Origin of the sequence: Pelomonas sp. SE-A7 (genome assembly GCF_030345705.1) — a bacterium.
In the GTDB taxonomy this organism is placed as follows: Bacteria; Pseudomonadota; Gammaproteobacteria; order Burkholderiales; family Burkholderiaceae_C; genus JAUASW01.
In genome coordinates this window covers 625,097-645,111 of the sequence record NZ_JAUASW010000001.1, presented here as the reverse complement: position 1 = coordinate 645,111, position 20,015 = coordinate 625,097, and the positions used below count along the sequence as shown (strand labels likewise).

The window sequence follows — 20,015 nt, the reverse complement described above, 5'->3', positions numbered from 1 at the left end:
GCGTGCTGCACGATGCCCTCAGTGACCGAGCGGTCCGAAAACACAACAGCGGCAAGCATATACGCTGCAACGCTCATGCAAAGCGTGAATACGCCCTATGAGCGGGCCCTCATTTACCCCCTGTCACCGCTTGTAGCTTCAGGGCAACGGGGGCTCGCGAGGCCCTAGGGGGAATTACCGAGCCAGCAGGATGCGCAGCATGCGGCGCAGCGGTTCGGCCGCGCCCCACAGCAACTGGTCGCCGATGGTGAAGGCGCCGAGGTACTCCGGGCCCATGGCCAGCTTGCGCACGCGGCCGACCGGAATGGTCATGGTGCCGGTCACGGCCACGGGGGTCAGGTCTTTCAGCGTGTCCTCGCGGGTGTTGGGCACGTACTTCACCCATTCGTTGTCGGCGCGGATCATGGCCTCGATGTCGGCCAGGGGCACGTCCTTCTTCAGCTTGAAGGTCAGGGCCTGGCTGTGGCAGCGCATGGCGCCGACGCGGACGCAGAAGCCGTCGACAGGAATATCGTCGCTGCCGAGGATCTTGTTGGTCTCCGCCATGCCCTTCCACTCTTCCTTGGATTGGCCGTTGCCCAGGTCCTTGTCGATCCAGGGGATCAGCGAACCGCCCAGCGGCACGCCGAAGTTGGCGGTCTCGGCAGCGGTCAGCGCGCGCTGCTTGGCAACCAGCTTGCGGTCGATTTCTAGGATGGCGCTCTTGGGGTCGTCCAGCAGCGAGCGCACCTCGGCGTTCAGCGTGCCGTACTGAGTCAACAGCTCGCGCATGTGCTGGGCACCGCCGCCCGAGGCGGCCTGGTAGGTCTGGGTGCTCATCCACTCGACCAGACCGGCCTTGTAGAGGGCGCCCACGCCCATCAGCATGCAGGAGACCGTGCAATTGCCGCCGATCCAGTTCTTGCCGCCGTTGGCCAGGGCCTTCTGGATCACCGGCATGTTGACCGGGTCCAGGACGATGACCGCGTCGTCGGCCATGCGCAGCGACGAGGCGGCGTCGATCCAGTGGCCGTTCCAGCCAGCCGCACGCAGCTTGGGGAAGACCTCGTTCGTGTAGTCGCCGCCCTGGCAGGTGATGACGATCTCGCAGCGCTTGAGCTGCTCGATGTCGAAGGCGTCCTGCAGCTTAGTCTCGTTCTTGGCCTGGGCCGGAGCGGCACCGCCGGAGTTCGAGGTGCTGAAGAACAGCGGCTCGATCAGGTCGAAGTCCCGTTCTTCGCTCATGCGGTCCATGAGCACCGAGCCGACCATGCCGCGCCAGCCCACCAATCCAACCAATGTCGTCATCACGTGTTCCTCAATCGCTCTACAAGTCAAACAAACCCTGGGGTTTCTTCTTCCCCGGCTCGCTTCGCCGGGTTTGTAGGGGCGAGACGAACCGGAGCTGAACTAGCCCTTAATGGTTTTGGTCATGGTGATGGCGGCAACGACCGCATCACCCATCTCGCGGGTGCCCACCTTCTGGGTGCCCTCGCTCCAGATGTCCGCAGTGCGCAGACCCTGGGCCAGCACCGATTGAACCGCCGACTCGATACGAGCGGCAGCTTCGGGCTGGTTGAGGGAGAACTTGAGCATCATGGCAGCGGAGAGGATTGTAGCCAGCGGGTTGGCTATGCCCTTGCCGGCGATATCCGGTGCGCTGCCATGGCTGGGCTCGTACAAGCCCTTGCTGTTCTTGTCGAGCGAAGCCGAGGGCAGCATGCCGATCGAGCCGGTCAGCATCGCAGCCTCGTCCGACAGGATGTCGCCGAACATATTGCCGGTCACGACCACGTCGAACTTCTTGGGCGCCTTCACGAGCTGCATGGCCGCGTTGTCCACGTACATGTGCTCCAGCTCCACGTCCGGATAGTCCTTGTGGACCTCGGTGACCACGTCCTTCCAGAACTGGAAGGTCTCCAGCACATTGGCCTTGTCGACCGAGGTGACCTTCTTGCTGCGCTTGCGCGCGGCCTGGAAGGCCACATGGGCGATGCGTTCGATCTCGGGGCGCGAATAGCGCATGGTGTCGAAGGCTTCCTCGGCACCGGGGAAATGGCCATCGACGGCAGTGCGGCGGCCCCGCGGCTGGCCGAAGTAGATGTCGCCGGTCAGCTCGCGGATGATCAGGATGTCGAGGCCCGCCACCAGCTCGGGCTTGAGGCTGGAGGCATGGGTCAGTTGCTCGTAGCAGATCGCCGGACGGAAGTTGGCGAACAGGCCCAGGTGCTTGCGCAGGCCCAGGATGGCCTGCTCGGGGCGCAGCGGCCGGTCCAGCTTGTCGTACTTCCAGTCGCCCACGGCGCCGAACAGCACGGCATCGGCCGCTTGCGCCAGCTTCAGCGTGCTCTCGGGCAGCGGATGGCCGGCCGCCTCGTAGGCAGCGCCGCCCACCGGCGCGCTTTCCATCTCCAGCGGCAGGTCCAGCACCTTCAGGACCTTGACCGCCTCGGCAACGATCTCGGTGCCTATGCCGTCGCCCGGCAGAACAGCAATCTTCATGGGATTCATCCGATCAAACGGTGGTTCAGCCAGGGCTTGCTGGCAATGCGCTCGGCCTCGTAGGCCTTGATCTTGTCGGCATGGCGCAGCGTCAGGCCTATGTCGTCGAAGCCATTGAGCAGGCAGTACTTGCGGAACGGCTGCACCTCGAAAGACAGCTCCGTGCCGTCCGGCTTGATGACGACCTGGCGCGCCAGGTCCACGCTCAGCTGGTAGCCCGGGAAGGCCGCCACCTCGTCGAACAGCTGAGCCACCTGCGACTCGGGCAGGACGATGGGCAGCACGCCGTTCTTGAAGCAGTTGTTGAAGAAGATGTCGGCGAAGCTCGGCGCGATCAGCGCGCGGAAGCCGTACTGCTCCAGTGCCCAGGGCGCGTGCTCGCGGCTGGAGCCGCAGCCAAAGTTGCTGCGGGCAATCAGCACCGAGGCGCCCTGATAGCGCGGCTGGTTCAGCACGAAGTCCGGATTGGGCTTGCGACTGGCCGGGTCCTGGCCCGGCTCGCCGTGGTCCAGGTAGCGCCATTCATCGAACAGGTTGGGGCCGAAACCGGTGCGCTTGATCGACTTGAGGAACTGCTTGGGAATGATGGCGTCGGTGTCGACGTTGTCGCGGTCCATGGGCGCGACCAGGCCCTTGTGGAGGGTGAACTTGTCCATTACGAAATCCTGCGCACGTCGACGAAGTGGCCCTGCATGGCCGCGGCGGCCGCCATGGCCGGGCTGACCAGGTGGGTGCGGCCGCCAGCGCCCTGGCGTCCTTCGAAATTGCGGTTGCTGGTCGAGGCGCAGCGCTCGCCCGGCTCCAGCCGGTCGGCGTTCATCGCCAGGCACATGGAGCAGCCCGGCTCGCGCCATTCGAAGCCGGCGGCCTTGAACACCTGGTCCAGGCCTTCGGCTTCCGCCTGGGCCTTCACCAGGCCCGAGCCTGGCACGACCAGGGCCAGCTTGACGTTGCCGGCGATGCGGCCACCGACGCGGCGCACCACGGCCGCCGCCTCGCGCATGTCCTCGATGCGGCTGTTGGTGCAGGAGCCAATGAAGACCTTGTCGATGCGGATGTCGCTGATCGCCTTGTTGGGCTCCAGGGCCATGTACTGCAGCGCGCGCTCGATGGCATTGCGCTTGACCGAGTCCTTTTCCTTGTCGGGATCGGGCACACGGTCCTCGATGGACAAGACCATCTCCGGGCTGGTGCCCCAGGTGACTTGCGGACGGATCTGCGTGGCGTCGAGTTCGACGACGGCATCGAAATGCGCGCCGGCATCCGAGTGCAGGCCGCGCCAGTACTGGACGGCCTGCTCCCATTCCACGCCCCCTGCAAACCGGCCGGTTTGCGGGTCGGTACCTGGCGTGTACGGCCGACCCTTGACGTAGTGGATCGTGGTCTCGTCCACGGCGATCAGGCCGGCGCGCGCACCCGCCTCGATGGCCATATTGCAGACCGTCATGCGGCCTTCCATGCTCAGCGCGCGGATGGCCGAGCCGGCGAACTCGATGGTGTAGCCGGTGCCGCCGGCCGTGCCAATGCGGCCGATGATGGCCAGCACGATGTCCTTGGCGCCCACGCCCGGCATGACCTGGCCCTCGACCCGGATCAGCATGTTCTTGGCCTTCTTGGCCAGCAGGGTCTGCGTGGCCAGCACATGCTCGACCTCGGAGGTGCCAATGCCATGGGCCAGCGCGCCGAAGGCGCCATGGGTGGAAGTGTGGCTGTCGCCGCAGACCACGGTCATGCCCGGCAGCGTCGCGCCCTGCTCCGGGCCGATCACGTGGACTATGCCCTGGCGCTTGTCGTTCATCTTGAACTGCGTCAGGCCATGGCGGTCGCAGTTCTTGTCCAGCGTATCGACCTGCAGCTTGGAGACCGGGTCAGCAATGCCTTGCGAGCGGTCGGTCGTCGGCACGTTGTGGTCGCTGACAGCCAGGTTGGCGGACAGGCGCCAGACCTTGCGATGGGCCATCTCCAGGCCTTCGAAGGCCTGCGGACTGGTGACCTCGTGGACCAGGTGGCGGTCGATGTAGAGCACGGCCGTGCCGTCCTCTTCGGTGTGGACGACATGCTCGTCCCACAGCTTGTCGTAGAGAGTTCTCGCGCTCATGGCTTGATTTCCTTGGGAATGGGCGACAGCGCATCGATAAAGCGCTGCACCACGGTGGGCAGGCGCTCGACGCGCGCCACGCCCAGAACATAGTCGCGCTGGGCCCAGGTTTCATCGAGGCGCAGCAATTGCACCGAGAACACCTGGGCGAAGCGTTCGGCCGGGCCCTGGGGCAGCACGGCCACGCCCAGCCTGGCCTCGACCAGCTGGGCAATCGCGTCGAAGCCGCGCACGGCCAGGCGGGCATTCAAGGTGCGGCCGCGGGCCAAAGCCTGTTCGCGCATCAGCTCCTGGGCCGAGGCGCCGGCATGCAGGCCGACCAGGTCGAAGTCCAGCAGGTCGTCGAAGGACACGCTCTTGCGGCCCGCCAGCGCATGACCCTCGGGCACCAGCACGGCCAGGCGGCCGTTGCGGTAACGGCGGGTCTCGAGGCGGTTGTCCAGGATGGGCGGCGTGAACACGCCGATGTCGGCCCGGCCTTCGGCCACGGCCGTCTGCGTCTCGGAACTGGTCATGTCCTCGAGGCTGATGCGTATTTGCGGATGGTTCTGCAAGAAGGCCGCCATGTCGGCCGGCAGGCATTCGGCAATCGCGCCGGCATTGGCAGCGATGCGCAGATGGCCCTTGATGCCCCGAGCGAACTCGACGACTTCGCTCTCCAGCGCATGCAGCGAAGCGTTGAGCGATCGGATGTGGCGCACCAGGGCCCGGCAGGCCTCGGTGGGCTCGACGCCGCGGGCACGGCGCTCGAACAGCTGCACGCCCAGGCGCGATTCCAGGTCGGAGATCCGCTTGCTGGCGGCCGCCAGGGCCAGGTGTTCGCGCTCGGCTCCGCGGGTGATCGAACGGGTCTGTTCGATGGCCAGCACGAGATTGAGGGTGGTGAGGTCCAGGCGCATGGGTGACTTCTTGGGCTGGTGGATTCTCCCTTCGCGTGAACACGGCAAATACCGCAGATCAAAACGAAGGATTCGTGGATGGCGAAGTTTAGGCCGGCTTACCTCTGGTCACCAAGTCGGACTGGCAAGACCCGGGCGATTCCTATACTGGCCCGACCAACAAGGGGGATTGATATGGAGAAGAACCGTCGTAGCGGACTGCTGTCGCTGGCCATGCTGGGTGCAGGCTTGCTCGGAGCCTGCGCCCAGGTCGGCGAGGCGCCAAGCCCGCAGACACCCAGGCCGCCCGTCAAGGCGCCGCCTGCAATATCCCCACCGCCGCCAGCAGCGCCGGTTCAAGTGACACCCATGCCGCCGCCGAGCCCTGCCCCGCGCCGGGGCCCCGTCGTCGAAAGCAAGGTCCAGCAGGATGCCTTGCAACGCGTCGAGATCACGGGCAATGCCCCGGTCGCGATGCCGTCCCACAGCTTCATGCCGGCGCCCGCTCGGGTCGCTCTGCCACCACCGGCCAATACCGCCAAGTACGAGAACTTCAGCGACAACCCCTGGCGCCGGGTTGCAGAACACCCGACCTCCACCTTCAGCGCCAGCGTCGATACCGGCAGCTATGCCAACGTCCGCCGCTTCATAGGCCGCGGCCAGTTGCCGCCGCGGGATGCCGTGCGGGTCGAGGAGCTTGTGAACTACTTCGGTTACGACTACGCCGAGCCGCCGGCCCGGCAGGAGCAGCCCTTCACCGTCGATGCCAAGCTCAGCCGCTCGCCCTGGAACCACGAGCGCGGCCTGCTGCGCATCGCCATCAAGGCGCGCGACGCCGCCAAGGCCTCGCTGCCGCCGGCCAACCTGGTCTTCCTGGTCGATGTGTCCGGCTCCATGAGCCCGCAGGACCGCCTGCCCCTGGTCAAGTCGGCCCTGGGCCTGCTGGCACAGCAGCTGCGGCCGCAGGACCGGCTCAGCATCGTCAGCTATGCCAGCGGCACCCGGCTCGTGCTGCCGGCCACGCCGGGCAACAAGAAGACCGAGATCCAGCTGGCCATCGACAGCCTCTCGGCCGGTGGCGGCACCTATGGCGAGGCCGGCATCCGAATGGCCTATGCCCAGGCCCGCGAAGCCTTCATAGACGGCGGCATCAACCGCGTGCTGCTGGCCACGGACGGCGACCTGAACATAGGCGTGGTCGACCCGGCCCAGCTCAAGGCCCTGGTCGAGGAGCAGCGCAAGGCCGGCGTGGGCCTGACCGCGCTGGGAGTCGGCGACTCCAACTACAACGAAGCCCTGATGAAGAAGCTGGCCGACGCCGGCGACGGCAGCTACCACTACATGGATTCGCTGCAGGAAGCGCACAAGGTGCTGGTCAACGAGATGACCTCGACGCTGGCCGTCGTGGCCCAGGACCTGAAGCTGCAGGTCGAGTTCAACCCGGGCCAGGTCGATGAATACCGGCTGATCGGCTACGAGCTCAACGCCCTGACCCGCGAGCAATTCAAGGACGACAAGGTCGATGCCGGCGACGTGGGCGCCGGCCACACGGTCACGGCCCTTTACGAATGGGTGCCGCGCGGCGCCAGGGGCAATGTGGATCCGCTGCGCTACCAGCCCAGCCCGACGGCGGCCAAGGCGGACGGCAAGAGCGGCGAGTTGGCCTGGATCAAGCTGCGCTACAAGAAGCCCGGCCAGGCCGACAGCCAGCTGGTCGAGTTCGGCGTGGCGCGTCCGGCCCAGCTGCCCGGCATAGAGCAGGCCGACCCGGAGCTGCGCTTTGCCGCCGCCGTGGCCGGCTGGGGCCAGTGGCTGCGCGGCAGCACCCTGATCGGCGAATTCGGGCCGCAGCAGGTGCTGACGCTGGCCCGCGAATCGCGCGGCAGCGACCGCTACGGCCACCGCGCCGAATTCCTGCGCCTGGCTGAGCTTTCGGCCGCCCTGAAGCGCTGAAGCGCTGAAGCAAGACCTGGCACCGCCAGGTCTTCACCGGCTCGCCACGCCCGGCCTGCCCTGCTAATCTGCACCCATCTCGGTCTTGGGGCAGCCAGGGCTGCCGGGAGCAAGGGCATTGAGCGAATCCGCGTCGCAAGCCGTGCCAGAGCGTATGCCTGCCGAGGCACGCTGGGAGCGCGACGCCCAGGGCACGCCGCTGCTGGTCCTGAGCGGCGACTGGCGCGGCCGCGGCGACCTGCCCCCTGCCCCCGAAGCTCCGCCCGGTGAGCAGATCTGGCGGCTGGATGGCCAGGGCCTGACCAGCTTCGACAGCCTGCTGCCCGCCGCACTCTGGACCCTGTCCAACCAGAGCGGCCATGCCCTGGACCTCAGCGCCCTGCCGCCCGGCCTGCGCGGCCTGTTGCAGCTGGCCACCAACAAGGCCGGCGGCTCCTCGGCAGAACCGCCGAAGAAGCGCCGCCCGCGCTGGCTGACCCTGGTCGGCCTCGACTGGCTGGGCCGCTACGAGCGCACCCGCGACACGCTAACTTTCGTCGGCGAAGTGCTGCAGGCGCTCTACAAGGGCATGCGCGGCACGACGGCCATGCGCGGCGAAGACCTGGCCGGCCAGCTGCATGCCACCGGCCCGGCCAGCCTGCCCATCGTGGCCCTGGTCAGCTTCCTGGTCGGCCTGATCGTGGCCTACATGGGCGCGGCCCAATTGCAGCGGCTGGGCGCCCAGTCCTTCATGGCCGACCTGGTGACCGTGGGCGTGGTGCGCGAAATCGCGGCCCTGATGACCGGCATCATCCTGGCCGGCCGCGTCGGCGCCGCGTTCGCCGCCCAGATCGGCAGCATGCAGGCCAACGAGGAGATCGACGCGCTGCGGGCCATGGGGCTCAACCCGATCGAGCACCTGGTGCTGCCGCGGGTGCTGGCCATGGCCTTGATGGCGCCCCTGCTCACCGCCTTCGCCGCCGCCGTCGGCATGCTGGCCGGCCTGCTGGTGGCCGTGGGCATCTTTCAGGTCGAGCTGCTTGACTATCTGTATCGCAGCAGCAAGGTGCTGACCCTGTCGCACGCCGGCATAGGCCTGCTCAAGGGCACGGTCTACGCCATCCTGGTGGCCCTGGCCGGCTGCCGTCAGGGCATGTATGCCGGCCGCAGCGCCGAGGCCGTGGGCGAGGCGACCACCAAGGCCGTGGTCCAGGCCATCGTCTGGATCGTCGTCGCCGCCTCGGCCCTGACCATCGCCTTCCAGAGGCTGGGCTGGTGATGGCAGACGCACGGCCCTCCCTGCTCAGCGCCGAGAACCTGACGCTCAGCGTCGCCGGCCGCGTCTTGCAACAAGGCCTGACGTTCGAAGTGCGGCGCGGCGAGATCCTGGCTCTGATAGGCGGCAGCGGCTGCGGCAAGAGCACCCTGATGCGCCATCTGGCCGGCCTGCAGCAACCGGCCTGCGGCCGCGTCTTTCATGAGGGCATCGACCTGGCCGAGGCCGACGAAGCGCAGCTCGCCCGGATCCGCAAGGGCTTCGGCGTAATGTTCCAGTCCGGCGCGCTGTGGAGCTCGATGACGGTGGGCGAGAACGTGATGCTGCCGCTGACCGAGTTCGCCGAGCTGGACGAGGCCGGCGTCGAGCAGCTGGCGCGCTTCAAGCTGGCCCTGGTGGGGCTGGACGGCGCCTTCGAGCAGATGCCGTCGGCGCTCAGCGGCGGCATGAAAAAGCGCGCCGCCATCGCCCGCGCCATGGCCCTGGACCCGCCGCTGCTGTTCCTGGACGAGCCCTCGGCCGGCCTGGACCCGCTGACCTCGGCGCGGCTGGATGATCTGATCCTGAATCTGCGGGATCATCTGGGCACCAGCATCGTGCTGGTCACCCATGAGCTGCAGAGCATCTTCGCGGTGGCCGACCGCGCCCTCTTTCTCGATGCCAAGGAGAGAACCATGACCGCGCTGGACACGCCCCAGCGGCTGCTGCAGGCCGGCCCCGCCGCCGTGCGCCAGTTCCTGCGCGGGAGGGCCGAGGCATGAGGAAACGCCACGGCCATCCCGCCCTGCTGGGCCTGTTCGTCGTCACCGCCCTGCTGCTGCTCTTCGTCGCGGTCTTCGTCATCGCCGGCGGCAAGCTGCTCAGCGGCAAGGAGAAGGTGGTGATGCATTTCAACGGCTCGATCTACGGCCTGCAGGTCGGTGCGCCGGTGGTGTTCCGCGGCGTGCACCTGGGCAGCGTCAGTGCCATAGGCGTGGCCTACGACGGCGCCAACAGTTCGGTAATCATTCCGGTCGTGGCCGAGCTCGAACGCGAGATGCTCGGCAACCTGACCGGCGAGCACGGCAAGGACTCCACCGCGCTTTCGCTCAACGCCCTGGTCTCGCGCGGCCTGCGCGCCCAGCTGGGCCTGCAGAGCCTGCTGACCGGCCAGCTCTACGTGGACCTCGACTTCCGCCCCGGCAAGCAATCCCGCGTGTCGGGCACCGAGCAGCGCCATATCGAGATCCCCACGGTGGACACGCCCTTCCAGGACCTGCGCAACCAGGTCGACGGCCTGGACATCAAGCGCCTGGTCGGTGATCTGTCGGCGCTGGCGAACAGCGGCCGCAAGCTGATCGAGGGCCCCGAGCTGAGCCGTGCGGTCAAGGACATAGAGAGCATGGCGGCCAATCTGCGCAAGCTCAGCGAGCAGCTGGAGAGCCGCGCCGGCCCGCTGGCCGACAACACCCAGGCCACGCTGCAGACCACCCGCGAGGCCATGGAGAAGATGAGCAAGGCCGCGGTCACCGTCGATGGCGCGGCCGAGAAGGTCAGCAGGACCTTCAACCCCGACGGTCCGATGGTGAGAGACCTGCGCCGCGTGGCCGACGAACTGGCCAAGGCCGCCGCCGCGGTCACCAGCGCGGCCCAGGACGAAGCGCCGCTGAACCAGAACCTGCAGCGCGCGCTGAAGGACATTGGTCAGGCCGCGCGGTCATTGCGCGAGCTGGCCGACACCTTGGACAAGCAGCCGGAATCGGTGCTGAAGGGACGCAAATGACCGCGACGAAAGCCACGCTCCTGCTGCTCGCGACGCTGGCCGGCTGCGGCACCTCACCGCCCGTGCAGCTCTACCAGCTGCGCGCCGATCCACCCGGCCTGGTGGCTGCGCCGGCAAGCAGCGGAGCCGCCACCTGGGCCCTGGGCCCGGTCGTGCTGCCCGACTACCTGGATCGCGACGCCATCGTCCGCACCAGCGGCCAGGCCAGCCTGGTCAGCAACCCGGGCGAGCGCTGGGCCGAATCCTTGCGCGACGCCGTGCCGCGCCTCTTGCAGCAAGACCTGGCACGGCTTCGCGGCAGCGACTCGGTCTGGCGCCTGCCCTTGCCTCCTGGCGTAGCCGCGGCGCGGCAACTGCGCGTCGAGATCCAGCGACTCGATGCAGACAGCAGCGGCCGCAGCGTCGTTCTTCAGGCGCGCTGGACCTTGATCGACAGCAGCGGCGCCAGCAAGCCGGTCGTGGCCGAACGCCGCATCGACGTGGCCGTGACCGGCAACGACACCGATGCCCTGGTCAGCGCGCACCGCAGCGCGCTGTGGCAGCTGGCGCAGGCGATTGCCGGTCAGCCCTGAACGCCAACTCAGATCAGCCCAGCGCCGCCACCACCTCGGGCGGCGCCTGCACCAGCTCGATCAGCACACCCTCTCCGCCAATCGGGAACTCGTCGTTCGACTTGGGGTGGATGAAGCAGATGTCGTAACCGGCCGCGCCCTTGCGGATGCCGCCGGGAGCGAAGCGCACGCCGTTGGCCGTCATCCATTCCACGGCCTTGGGCAGGTCGTCCACCCACAGGCCCACGTGGTTCAGCGGCGTGGTATGGACGGCCGGCTTCTTCTCCGGGTCCAGCGGCTGCATCAGGTCGACCTCGATCTTGTGAGGCCCGCTGCCGATGGCGCAGATGTCCTCGTCCACGTTCTCGCGCTCGGAGACGAAGTTGCCGGTGACCGTCAGGCCCAGCACGTCGACCCAGAGCTTGGCAAGGCGCTGCTTGTCGGGACCGCCGATGGCGATCTGCTGGATACCGAGGATCTTGTAGGGTTTGCTTGGGCTCATGGGGGAACTCCTGGGATTCGGTCAGAGATCGAGCCGGCCGAACAGCCAGCCGGTCTTGTGGCCGGCCAGCACCGCGACCGATTGTTGGTCAATGAAGGGAATATGGGGGCCGAGGCCGAAGAAGGCATCACGGAACCAGGGTCCCAGGCGCTGATGGGATTGGAACAGCGGCGTCAGCGCGCGGCTGGCCTGGGTGTAGAAGCGCAGATGGGCACGGCGCAGGCGGCTGTAGCGCTCGAACAGCGCCGGCCAGTCCTCGCAGTCGGGCAAGGCCGCCGCCAGCACATGGGCATCGACCAGGGCCATATTGGCCCCCTGCCCCAGCTGCGGGCTCATGCCGTGGCCGCAGTCGCCAATGGCCAGCACCCGGCCGTCGTTCCAGCGGCTCATCAGCACGTCGGCATAGCGGGCCTGGCGCAGCTGGGCCGGGTCGCGCAGCGCCTCCAGCACCGGCTCGCAAGCCGGGTAGAGCTCGAGCATCTGGCACTTGAGCGCAGGCAGGCCGGCGGCATCGGTCTGCGGCCAGGCCTGGACCTTGTCCAGCGGCAGGCTCCAGAACAGATTGATGCCAGGCTGCGCCTGCGGCGCGTCGTCGTAGTTGCGACCGACCGGCATCAGACCCAGCATCTGCCGCGCGGCACGGAATCGCTGACGCAAGCCCTGGGCTTCGAAGCCTTGCGGCAGGGGCAGCACGGTCCAGACCGCGCCCCAGGGAAAGGTGCGGGCCGATTGCCGCACCCGCATCTGCTCGCGCAGCCGCGAGAAGCTGCCGTTGGCCAGGATCAGCGCCTCGTAGCGGTCGCTGCCGACGCCGGATCCATCGGCAGCGAACAGACGCACGCCGCTGGCATCCTGTTCATAGCGTTCGACCGGCTCGCCGCAGATCCAGCGCAGGCCCGGCGTGGCACGGACCCGCTGCCACAGCAGGCCCATCAGTGCGCCGCGCTGCAGGCCGAGGCCGAATTCGCCGTCGCGGTAGCTCATGCGCAGCACCGGACGGCCGTCCTGCGTGTCGCCGTAGAGCGAATCAACACGGGCGCCATGGGCCAGGGTCTCGTCCAGTAGGCCCAAGGCTGCCAGCACGCGCTGGCCAGTGGGTTGCAGAAGCAAGCCTGCGCCTATGGGCTGCGGCTGCTGCACGGCCTCGATCAGGTCGACTGCAATGCCCTGCTCGGCCAGCCGGATGGCCGCGGCGCAGCCGGCCACGCCGGCACCGACGACGGCAACCGGACCGCGGCTATTCAAAGCGCAGGATGGGCTGGTCCACCGCCAGACTCTCGCCGGTCTTGGCCAGCACCTCGGCGACCTTCACATCGCGCTCGGCAACGAGGATGTTCTCCATCTTCATCGCCTCGATCACCGCCAGGCGTTCGCCGGCCTGCACCAGTTGGCCCGGCTGGACCGCGATCTGGACCAACAGGCCCGGCATGGGTGAAAGCAGGAACTTGCTGGTGTCCGGCGGTGCCTTGTAGGGCATCAGCTGCTGCAGCTCGGCGGCGCGCGGCGACAGCACCGTCACCTCGATGGCGCGGCCGTTGTGCTGGATGCGGTAGGCCAGCGGATTCTTGGCCGTGCCGCGCTCGGCCTGGGCGGTGAACGGCTTGCCGTTGACCGTGCCGCTGAGCCGCACATCGTTGAGCCGCGACTGGCAGACGATGCGGTAGCTCCACTTCTCGGGGCCGTCCATCACGTCGATCAGGGCCTCGCCCTGGCTGCCGCTGAACTCGTAGACATGCAGGGCATGGCGCTCGAAATCGCCATGGCCTTCGTTGACCACGGCCACGTAGTCATGCTCGACCTTGACCTCGTGGCCGGCCAGCTGGCCGCTGATGCCGGCGGCGCGCTCACGGGCCTTGCGGCGGATAAAGCCGGCCAGCGCCACGAGGAACAGCGGGTCGTCATGCGGCACGTCCTCGGCCAGGAAGCCACCGTGGTAGTGCTGGGCGATGAAACCGGTGTTGAAGTTGCCGGTGGCGAAATCGGGATGGGTCAACAGCGCCGACTGGAAGGGGATGTTGCTGGAGATGCCGCGGATCACGAAGCCGTTCAGCGCCTCTCGCATCTTGGCGATGGCGTCCTTGCGGTCGCGGCCGTGGACGATCAGCTTGGCGATCATCGAGTCGTAGAACATCGGGATCTCGCCGCCCTCGTAGACGCCGGTGTCCACGCGCACGCCGCCGAAATTCATGCCCTCGTAGCTCTCGCCTTGCAGCGTGTTCGTGCCCTGCTCCAGATTGGTCACCGGCGGCTGGTACTTCACCAGGCGGCCGGTCGAGGGCAGGAAGTTGCGGAACGGATCCTCGGCATTGATGCGGCACTCGATGGCCCAGCCTTCGCGCCTGATGTCGGCCTGCTTCAGGTTCAGCGGCTCGCCGGCGGCGACGCGAATCATCTGCTCGACCAAGTCCAGCCCCGTGATGCACTCCGTCACCGGATGCTCGACCTGCAGGCGCGTGTTCATCTCCAGGAAGTAGAAGCTCTGGTCCTTGCCGACCACGAACTCCACCGTGCCCGCGCTCTGGTACTTCACTGCCTTGGCCAGGGCCACGGCCTGCTCGCCCATGGCCTTGCGGGTCTCGTCGCTGATGAAGGGCGAAGGCGCTTCCTCGATCACCTTCTGGTGGCGGCGCTGGATCGAGCATTCGCGCTCGTGCAGGTAGACCACATTGCCCTGCGAGTCGCCCAGCACCTGGATCTCGATGTGGCGCGGCTCCTCGACGAACTTCTCCATGAAGACGCGGTCGTCGCCAAAGCTGTTGCGGGCCTCATTGCGGCAGGAGCTGAAGCCCTCGAAGCATTCCTTGTCGTTGAAGGCCACGCGCAGGCCCTTGCCACCGCCACCGGCGCTGGCCTTGATCATCACCGGATAGCCAATGCCCTTGGCGATTTCCACCGCCTCTTCGGGCGAGAGGATGGGCTGGTTGTGGCCGGGGATGGTGTTGACGTTTGCCTCGTTGGCCAGCTTCTTGGACGCGATCTTGTCGCCCATGGCCGCGATCGAGTAGTGCTTGGGGCCTATGAAGGCCATGCCTTCTTCCTCGACCCGGCGCGCGAAGTCCTCGTTCTCGGACAGGAAGCCGTAGCCGGGGTGGATGGCCTGGGCGCCGGTCTGCCTGGCCGCCGCGATGATCTTGTCGGCCACGAGATACGACTCGCGCGAAGGCGCCGGGCCCAGCAGCACGGCCTCGTCGGCCAGCTCCACGTGGCGGGCATCCTTGTCGGCCTCGGAGTACACGGCCACGGTCTTGATGCCCATCTTGCGGGCCGTCTTGATCACGCGGCAAGCGATCTCTCCGCGATTGGCAATGAGGATCTTGTCAAACATCTTCAATCTCCAGTGTTCTTCATCACAGCCTGAGGCCGGGCAGACGCCCGCTCAGGCATTGCTCGGTCCAGTCGACCAGGCGGGCATCCATCCACTCTCGGGCCTTGCCGGCGGCCGGGCCGGCGCCCTGGTAGGCAAAGCCCAGCATCACCGGTGCACGGCGGGCGTAGTCGCTGCCGTCGTCCAGCTGGCCGGCACGCTGCAGGTCGGCTTGGGCGGCGCCGCGGCTCAGGCCCTCGGCGCGATAGAGCAGGATCACCGGCACCTCGGCCAGGTCGTCATGGCAGCGCTGCAGACGCGGCGCCACGGTCTTGCCGAAAGCCGCGAGCGCACAGGCCTCGAAGGCTTCGCGGCCCTGCTCGGCTGTGCCCTGCTCCGCTTGCACCGCCTTGGCATGGGCGGCCACGCAGGCAGCGGCCCGCGGGGCGGCGGCGGCATGCGAGGCGAGCAGGCTCATGGCGGCCATCAGCAGCAGGCTCAGAGCGGGATGTTGCCGTGCTTGCGCCACGGGTTCTCCAGCTTCTTGTCCTTGAGCATCACCAGCGAACGGCAGATGCGCTTGCGGGTCTCATGCGGCTGGATCACGTCGTCGATGAAACCGCGGGCGCCGGCCACGAAGGGGTTGGCAAAGCGGGCCTTGTACTCGGCCTCGCGGGCGGCCAGCTTCTCGGGGTCGTTCTTGTCCTCGCGGAAGATGATCTCCACCGCGCCCTTGGCGCCCATCACCGCGATCTCGGCATTGGGCCAGGCGAAATTGACGTCGCCCCGCAGATGCTTGGAGGCCATCACGTCATAGGCGCCGCCGTAGGCCTTGCGCGTGATCACGGTCACCTTGGGCACCGTGCATTCGGCGTAGGCGTAGAGCAGCTTGGCGCCGTGCTTGATGATGCCGCCGTACTCCTGGCTGGTGCCGGGCATGAAGCCGGGCACGTCGACGAAGGTGATCACCGGGATGTTGAAGGCATCGCAGAAGCGCACGAAGCGCGCCGCCTTGATCGAGCTCTTGATGTCCAGGCAGCCGGCCAGCACCAGCGGCTGGTTCGCCACGATGCCGACGGTCTGCCCCTCCATGCGGGCCATGCCGATGATGATGTTCTTGGCGTAGTCGGGCTGCAGCTCGAAGAAGTCGCCGTCGTCGACCGTCTTGAGAATCAGCTCCTTCATGTCGTAGGGCTTGTTCGGGTTGTCCGGCACCAGGGTGTCGAGCGACATGTCGATGCGGCTGCCTGGGTCGCCGCTGGGCCGGCTGGGCGCCTTCTCGCGGTTGTTCAGTGGCAGGTAGTTGAAGAAGCGCCGCAGCATCAGGATGGCCTCGACGTCGTTCTCGAAGGCCAGGTCGGCCACGCCGCTCTTGCTGTTGTGCGTGGTCGCGCCGCCCAGTTCCTCGGCGGTCACTTCCTCATGCGTCACGGTTTTCACCACCTCGGGGCCGGTGACGAACATGTAGGACGAGTCCTTCACCATGAAGATGAAGTCGGTCATCGCCGGCGAGTAGACGGCGCCGCCGGCGCAGGGGCCCATGATCATGCTGATCTGCGGAATCACGCCCGAGGCCAGCACATTCTTCTGGAACACGTCGGCATAGCCGCCCAGCGAGGCCACGCCTTCCTGGATGCGCGCGCCGCCGTAGTCGTTCAGACCGATCACTGGCGCGCCGACCTTCATCGCCTGGTCCATCACCTTGCAGATCTTCTCGGCATGCGATTCGCTCAGCGCGCCGCCGAACACAGTGAAGTCCTGGCTGAAGCTGAAGGCCAGGCGGCCGTTGATCATGCCGTAGCCGGTGACCACGCCGTCGCCCGGGATCTTGTTGTCCTGCATGCCGAAGTCCACGCAGCGGTGCTCGACGAACATGTCCCATTCCTCGAACGTGCCTTCGTCGAACAGCAGCTCCAGCCGTTCGCGAGCGGTCAGCTTGCCCTTGGCATGCTGGGCGGCGATGCGCTTCTCGCCACCGCCCAGTCGCGCCTTGGAGCGCTTGTCTTCGAGCATCTGCTGGATGTCATGCATGGTTCTGGTCTCCGTAAAACTTCGAGAGCAGCTCTCTTGCTGCGGTCGACGGGGCAAGACGCCCCTGCAGCACATGCTGCGTGGTATCGGACAGCGCCGCCCGCACGGACGGCGACTGCTTGAACTGGTGTTCCAGGTCGGCGTGGATGCGCTCCCACATCCAGGCCAGCGACTGTTGCTGCCGCTTGGCGGCGAAGCGGCCATTGGCGGTCTGCACTTCCTTGAATCGGCTCACCGCCTCCCAGAAATGCGTCAGGCCTTCGCCCTTGAGCGCCGACATCTGCATCACGCGCGGATGCCAGATCGTGGTGTCGTGGTGAGCATGCTCGGGATGACCGTGCAGCCCATAAAGACGCAAGGACGACGAGATCTGGGCTTGGGCCCGCGTCGCCGCCGCATGGTCAAGGTCGGCCTTGTTGATGACCACCAGGTCGGCCAGCTCCATCACGCCCTTCTTGATCGCCTGCAGGTCGTCGCCGGCATTGGGCAGCTGCAGGAGGCAGTACATGTCGGTCATGCCGGCCACGGCCGTCTCGCTCTGGCCCACGCCGACGGTCTCGACGATGACGATGTCATAACCGGCCGCCTCGCAGACCAGCATGGCTTCGCGAGTCTTCTCGGCCACGCCGCCCAGGGTGCCGCTGCTGGGACTGGGGCGGATGTAGGCGCGCTCGTCCATGGAGAGCTTTTCCATCCGCGTCTTGTCGCCGAGGATGGAGCCGCCCGAGATGCTGCTCGAAGGATCGACCGCCAGCACCGCCACGCGGTGCCCGGCCGCTATCAGCGACAGGCCCAGCGCCTCGATGAAAGTGCTCTTGCCGACGCCGGGCACGCCGGAAATGCCGAGCCGCAGCGATTGGCCGGAGCGCGGCAGCAGCTCGGTCAGCAGCGCATCGGCCTCGGCGCGATGGTCGGCCCGGGTCGATTCCAGCAGCGTGATGGCCTTGGCGATGGCGCGGCGCTGGGCCGGGCCGGGTTCGCCTGTGACCGCCGCGGCAAGAAGGCTCATCAGGCGGTGGCCTTGCGGATCTGCTCCAGCACGTCCTTGGCGCTGGCCGGAATCGGCGTGCCGGGGCCGTAGATGCCCTTGACGCCGGCCTCGTAGAGGAAGTCGTAGTCCTGCTGTGGAATCACGCCGCCGACGAAGACGATGATGTCGTCCGCGCCCTGCTTCTTCAGCTCGCCGATGATGGCCGGCACCAGGGTCTTGTGGCCGGCGGCCAGCGTGGAGACGCCGACCGCATGCACGTCGTTCTCGATCGCCTGGCGGGCGCATTCCTCGGGGGTCTGGAACAACGGGCCCATGTCCACATCGAAGCCCAGGTCGGCATAGGCCGTGGCCACGACCTTGGCGCCGCGGTCATGGCCGTCCTGGCCCAGCTTGGCGATCATCACGCGCGGACGACGGCCGGCAGTTTCGGCAAAGGCCTTGATCTCGTCCTGCAGCTTGGCCCAGCCTTCGGCGGAATCGTAAGCAGCGGCATACACACCGGTCACCTTTTGCGTATCGGCGCGGTGGCGCCCGAACACTTCTTCCAGCGCGTCGGACACCTCGCCGACGGTGGCGCGCAACCGGATCGCCTGGATGGAAAGATCCAGCAGATTGCCCTGGCCCGAGCGGGCGGCTTCGGTCAATGCCGCCAGCGCAGTCTGGACCGCCGCAGTATCCCGCTTCGCCTTGATGCTCTGCAGCCGGGCGATCTGGCTGTCGCGCACCTTGACGTTGTCCACCTCGAGGATCTCGACCGGGTCTTCCTTGGCCAGCTTGTACTTGTTGACGCCGACGATCACGTCCTTGCCCGAGTCGATGCGAGCCTGCTTCTCGGCCGCGCTGGCCTCGATCTTCAGCTTGGCCCAGCCGGAATCCACCGCCTTGGTCATGCCGCCCATGGCCTCGACCTCCTCGATGATGGACCAGGCCTTGTCGGCCATGTCCTGGGTCAGCGATTCCATCAGGTAGCTGCCGGCCCAGGGGTCGACCACGTTGGTGATGTGGGTCTCTTCCTGGATGATCAGCTGGGTGTTGCGAGCGATGCGCGAGCTGAACTCGGTGGGCAGCGCGATGGCCTCATCCAGCGAATTCGTGTGCAGCGACTGCGTGCCGCCGAACACCGCGGCCATGGCCTCGATGGTGGTGCGCACCACGTTGTTGTACGGGTCCTGCTCGGTCAGGCTCCAGCCCGAGGTCTGGCTGTGGGTGCGCAGCATCAGGCTCTTGGGGTTCTTGGCACCGAAGCCCTTCATGATCCGGCACCACAAGAGGCGCGCGGCGCGCATCTTGGCGATCTCCAGATAGAAGTTCATGCCCACGGCCCAGAAGAAGCTCAGGCGGCCGGCGAACTCGTCCACGTCGAGGCCGGAGGCGGTGGCCGTCTTCACGTATTCCTTGCCGTCGGCCAGCGTGAACGCCAGCTCCAGCGCCTGGTTGGCCCCGGCCTCCTGCATGTGATAGCCGGAAATCGAGATCGAGTTGAACTTCGGCATGTTCCTGGCCGTGTAGCCAATGATGTCGCCGATGATGCGCATCGAGGGTTCGGGCGGGTAGATGTAGGTGTTGCGGACCATGAACTCCTTGAGGATGTCGTTCTGGATGGTGCCGCTCAGCTTGTCCTGGCTGATGCCCTGCTCTTCCGCCGCCACCACATAGCCGGCCAGCACCGGCAGCACGGCGCCGTTCATGGTCATGGAGACCGAGACCTTGTCCAGCGGAATGCCGTCGAACAGGATCTTCATGTCCTCGACCGAGTCGATGGCGACGCCGGCCTTGCCGACGTCGCCGGTCACGCGCGGATGGTCGCTGTCGTAGCCGCGGTGCGTGGCCAGGTCAAAGGCCACCGAGACGCCCTGCCCGCCGGCCGCCAGAGCCTTGCGATAGAAGGCGTTCGATTCCTCGGCCGTCGAGAAGCCGGCGTACTGGCGGATGGTCCAGGGCCGCACCGCATACATGGTGGCCTGCGGGCCGCGCAGGAAGGGCTCGAAGCCGGGCAGCGTGTCGGCATGCGGCAGGTTCGCCGTGTCGGCCGCGGTGTAGAGGGGCTTGACGGTCAGGCCTTCGGGCGTCTGCCAGTTCAGGGCCGAGACATCGCCACCGGGCGCCGACTTGGCAGCGGCCTTGTGCCACTGCTCCAGCGTGGCGGGCGTGAATTCGGCGCTTTGGCCAGGGAGGGGGCGGACAGGCTCGGACATGGGAACAACTCCAA

General features: G+C 67.1%; 17 protein-coding genes. 5 read left to right on the top strand and 12 right to left on the bottom strand.

The genetic code is table 11. From position 1 onward, the window contains the following. Positions 1 to 174 precede the first annotated feature (174 nt). The 5 genes from asd to QT382_RS02830 form a co-directional block, all read right to left on the bottom strand. Complete coding sequence (asd, locus tag QT382_RS02850; protein ID WP_289252539.1) at positions 175 to 1,287, bottom strand: aspartate-semialdehyde dehydrogenase; 1,113 nt, start codon at positions 1,285 to 1,287, stop codon at positions 175 to 177. A gap of 102 nt (positions 1,288 to 1,389) precedes the next feature. Beyond that, entirely contained in the window at positions 1,390 to 2,481 is a 1,092-nt protein-coding gene (gene leuB, locus QT382_RS02845) for a 3-isopropylmalate dehydrogenase (RefSeq protein WP_289252538.1), read from the bottom strand. Between the two features lie 5 nt (positions 2,482 to 2,486). Continuing rightward, positions 2,487 to 3,137, bottom strand: coding sequence for a 3-isopropylmalate dehydratase small subunit (gene leuD / locus QT382_RS02840; RefSeq protein WP_289252537.1), 651 nt, complete (start codon positions 3,135 to 3,137; stop codon positions 2,487 to 2,489). Beyond that, positions 3,137 to 4,579, bottom strand: coding sequence for a 3-isopropylmalate dehydratase large subunit (gene leuC, locus QT382_RS02835; protein WP_289252536.1), 1,443 nt, complete (start codon positions 4,577 to 4,579; stop codon positions 3,137 to 3,139). The genes leuD and leuC overlap by 1 nt, the downstream gene beginning before the upstream one ends. After that, on the bottom strand, positions 4,576 to 5,478 hold the full coding sequence (locus tag QT382_RS02830; protein ID WP_289252535.1) for a LysR family transcriptional regulator: 903 nt from the start codon (positions 5,476 to 5,478) through the stop codon (positions 4,576 to 4,578). Before QT382_RS02830 ends, leuC begins: the two co-directional genes overlap by 4 nt. Positions 5,479 to 5,826: 348 nt before the next feature. Here QT382_RS02830 and QT382_RS02825 point away from each other — a divergent pair, with 348 nt between their 5' ends. The 5 genes from QT382_RS02825 (at position 5,827) to QT382_RS02805 (ending at position 10,999) form a co-directional block, all read left to right on the top strand. After that, the gene (locus QT382_RS02825) at positions 5,827 to 7,410 is read left to right on the top strand and encodes a vWA domain-containing protein (protein ID WP_289252534.1); all 1,584 of its coding nucleotides are present in this window, start codon (positions 5,827 to 5,829) and stop codon (positions 7,408 to 7,410) included. A 142-nt stretch (positions 7,411 to 7,552) separates the two neighbouring features. Then, entirely contained in the window at positions 7,553 to 8,668 is a 1,116-nt protein-coding gene (locus QT382_RS02820; protein ID WP_289252533.1) for an MlaE family ABC transporter permease, read from the top strand. Next, entirely contained in the window at positions 8,668 to 9,426 is a 759-nt protein-coding gene (locus QT382_RS02815) for an ABC transporter ATP-binding protein (protein ID WP_289252532.1), read from the top strand. Before QT382_RS02820 ends, QT382_RS02815 begins: the two co-directional genes overlap by 1 nt. Further along, the gene (locus tag QT382_RS02810; protein ID WP_289252531.1) at positions 9,423 to 10,427 is read left to right on the top strand and encodes an MlaD family protein; all 1,005 of its coding nucleotides are present in this window, start codon (positions 9,423 to 9,425) and stop codon (positions 10,425 to 10,427) included. The genes QT382_RS02815 and QT382_RS02810 overlap by 4 nt, the downstream gene beginning before the upstream one ends. After that, positions 10,424 to 10,999, top strand: coding sequence for a PqiC family protein (locus QT382_RS02805; RefSeq protein ID WP_289252530.1), 576 nt, complete (start codon positions 10,424 to 10,426; stop codon positions 10,997 to 10,999). Before QT382_RS02810 ends, QT382_RS02805 begins: the two co-directional genes overlap by 4 nt. Before the next feature lie 13 nt (positions 11,000 to 11,012). On the opposite strand, the gene QT382_RS02800 is transcribed toward QT382_RS02805, so the two are convergent. The 7 genes from QT382_RS02800 to scpA are packed head-to-tail and all read right to left on the bottom strand — an operon-like array spanning position 11,013 to position 20,001. Then, complete coding sequence (locus QT382_RS02800) at positions 11,013 to 11,480, bottom strand: VOC family protein (protein WP_289252529.1); 468 nt, start codon at positions 11,478 to 11,480, stop codon at positions 11,013 to 11,015. A 21-nt stretch (positions 11,481 to 11,501) separates the two neighbouring features. After that, positions 11,502 to 12,725 (bottom strand): FAD-dependent oxidoreductase, encoded by a 1,224-nt coding sequence (locus QT382_RS02795; protein WP_289252528.1) that lies wholly within the window; start codon positions 12,723 to 12,725, stop codon positions 11,502 to 11,504. Beyond that, positions 12,718 to 14,805 (bottom strand): acetyl-CoA carboxylase biotin carboxylase subunit, encoded by a 2,088-nt coding sequence (locus QT382_RS02790; RefSeq protein WP_289252526.1) that lies wholly within the window; start codon positions 14,803 to 14,805, stop codon positions 12,718 to 12,720. The genes QT382_RS02795 and QT382_RS02790 overlap by 8 nt, the downstream gene beginning before the upstream one ends. A 22-nt stretch (positions 14,806 to 14,827) precedes the next feature. Next, positions 14,828 to 15,313: a hypothetical protein gene (locus QT382_RS02785; protein WP_289252525.1), complete on the bottom strand. Its 486-nt coding sequence runs from the start codon at positions 15,311 to 15,313 to the stop codon at positions 14,828 to 14,830. Next, positions 15,283 to 16,815 carry an acyl-CoA carboxylase subunit beta gene (locus tag QT382_RS02780; RefSeq protein ID WP_289252524.1) on the bottom strand — a complete coding sequence of 511 codons (1,533 nt, stop codon included), beginning with the start codon at positions 16,813 to 16,815 and terminating at the stop codon, positions 15,283 to 15,285. The genes QT382_RS02785 and QT382_RS02780 overlap by 31 nt, the downstream gene beginning before the upstream one ends. After that, a complete protein-coding gene (meaB, locus tag QT382_RS02775; protein ID WP_289252523.1) occupies positions 16,808 to 17,824 on the bottom strand; it encodes a methylmalonyl Co-A mutase-associated GTPase MeaB in 1,017 nt (338 codons plus the stop codon). Before meaB ends, QT382_RS02780 begins: the two co-directional genes overlap by 8 nt. Continuing rightward, positions 17,824 to 20,001, bottom strand: coding sequence for a methylmalonyl-CoA mutase (gene scpA, locus QT382_RS02770; RefSeq protein ID WP_289252522.1), 2,178 nt, complete (start codon positions 19,999 to 20,001; stop codon positions 17,824 to 17,826). The genes meaB and scpA overlap by 1 nt, the downstream gene beginning before the upstream one ends. Positions 20,002 to 20,015: the final 14 nt, after the last annotated feature.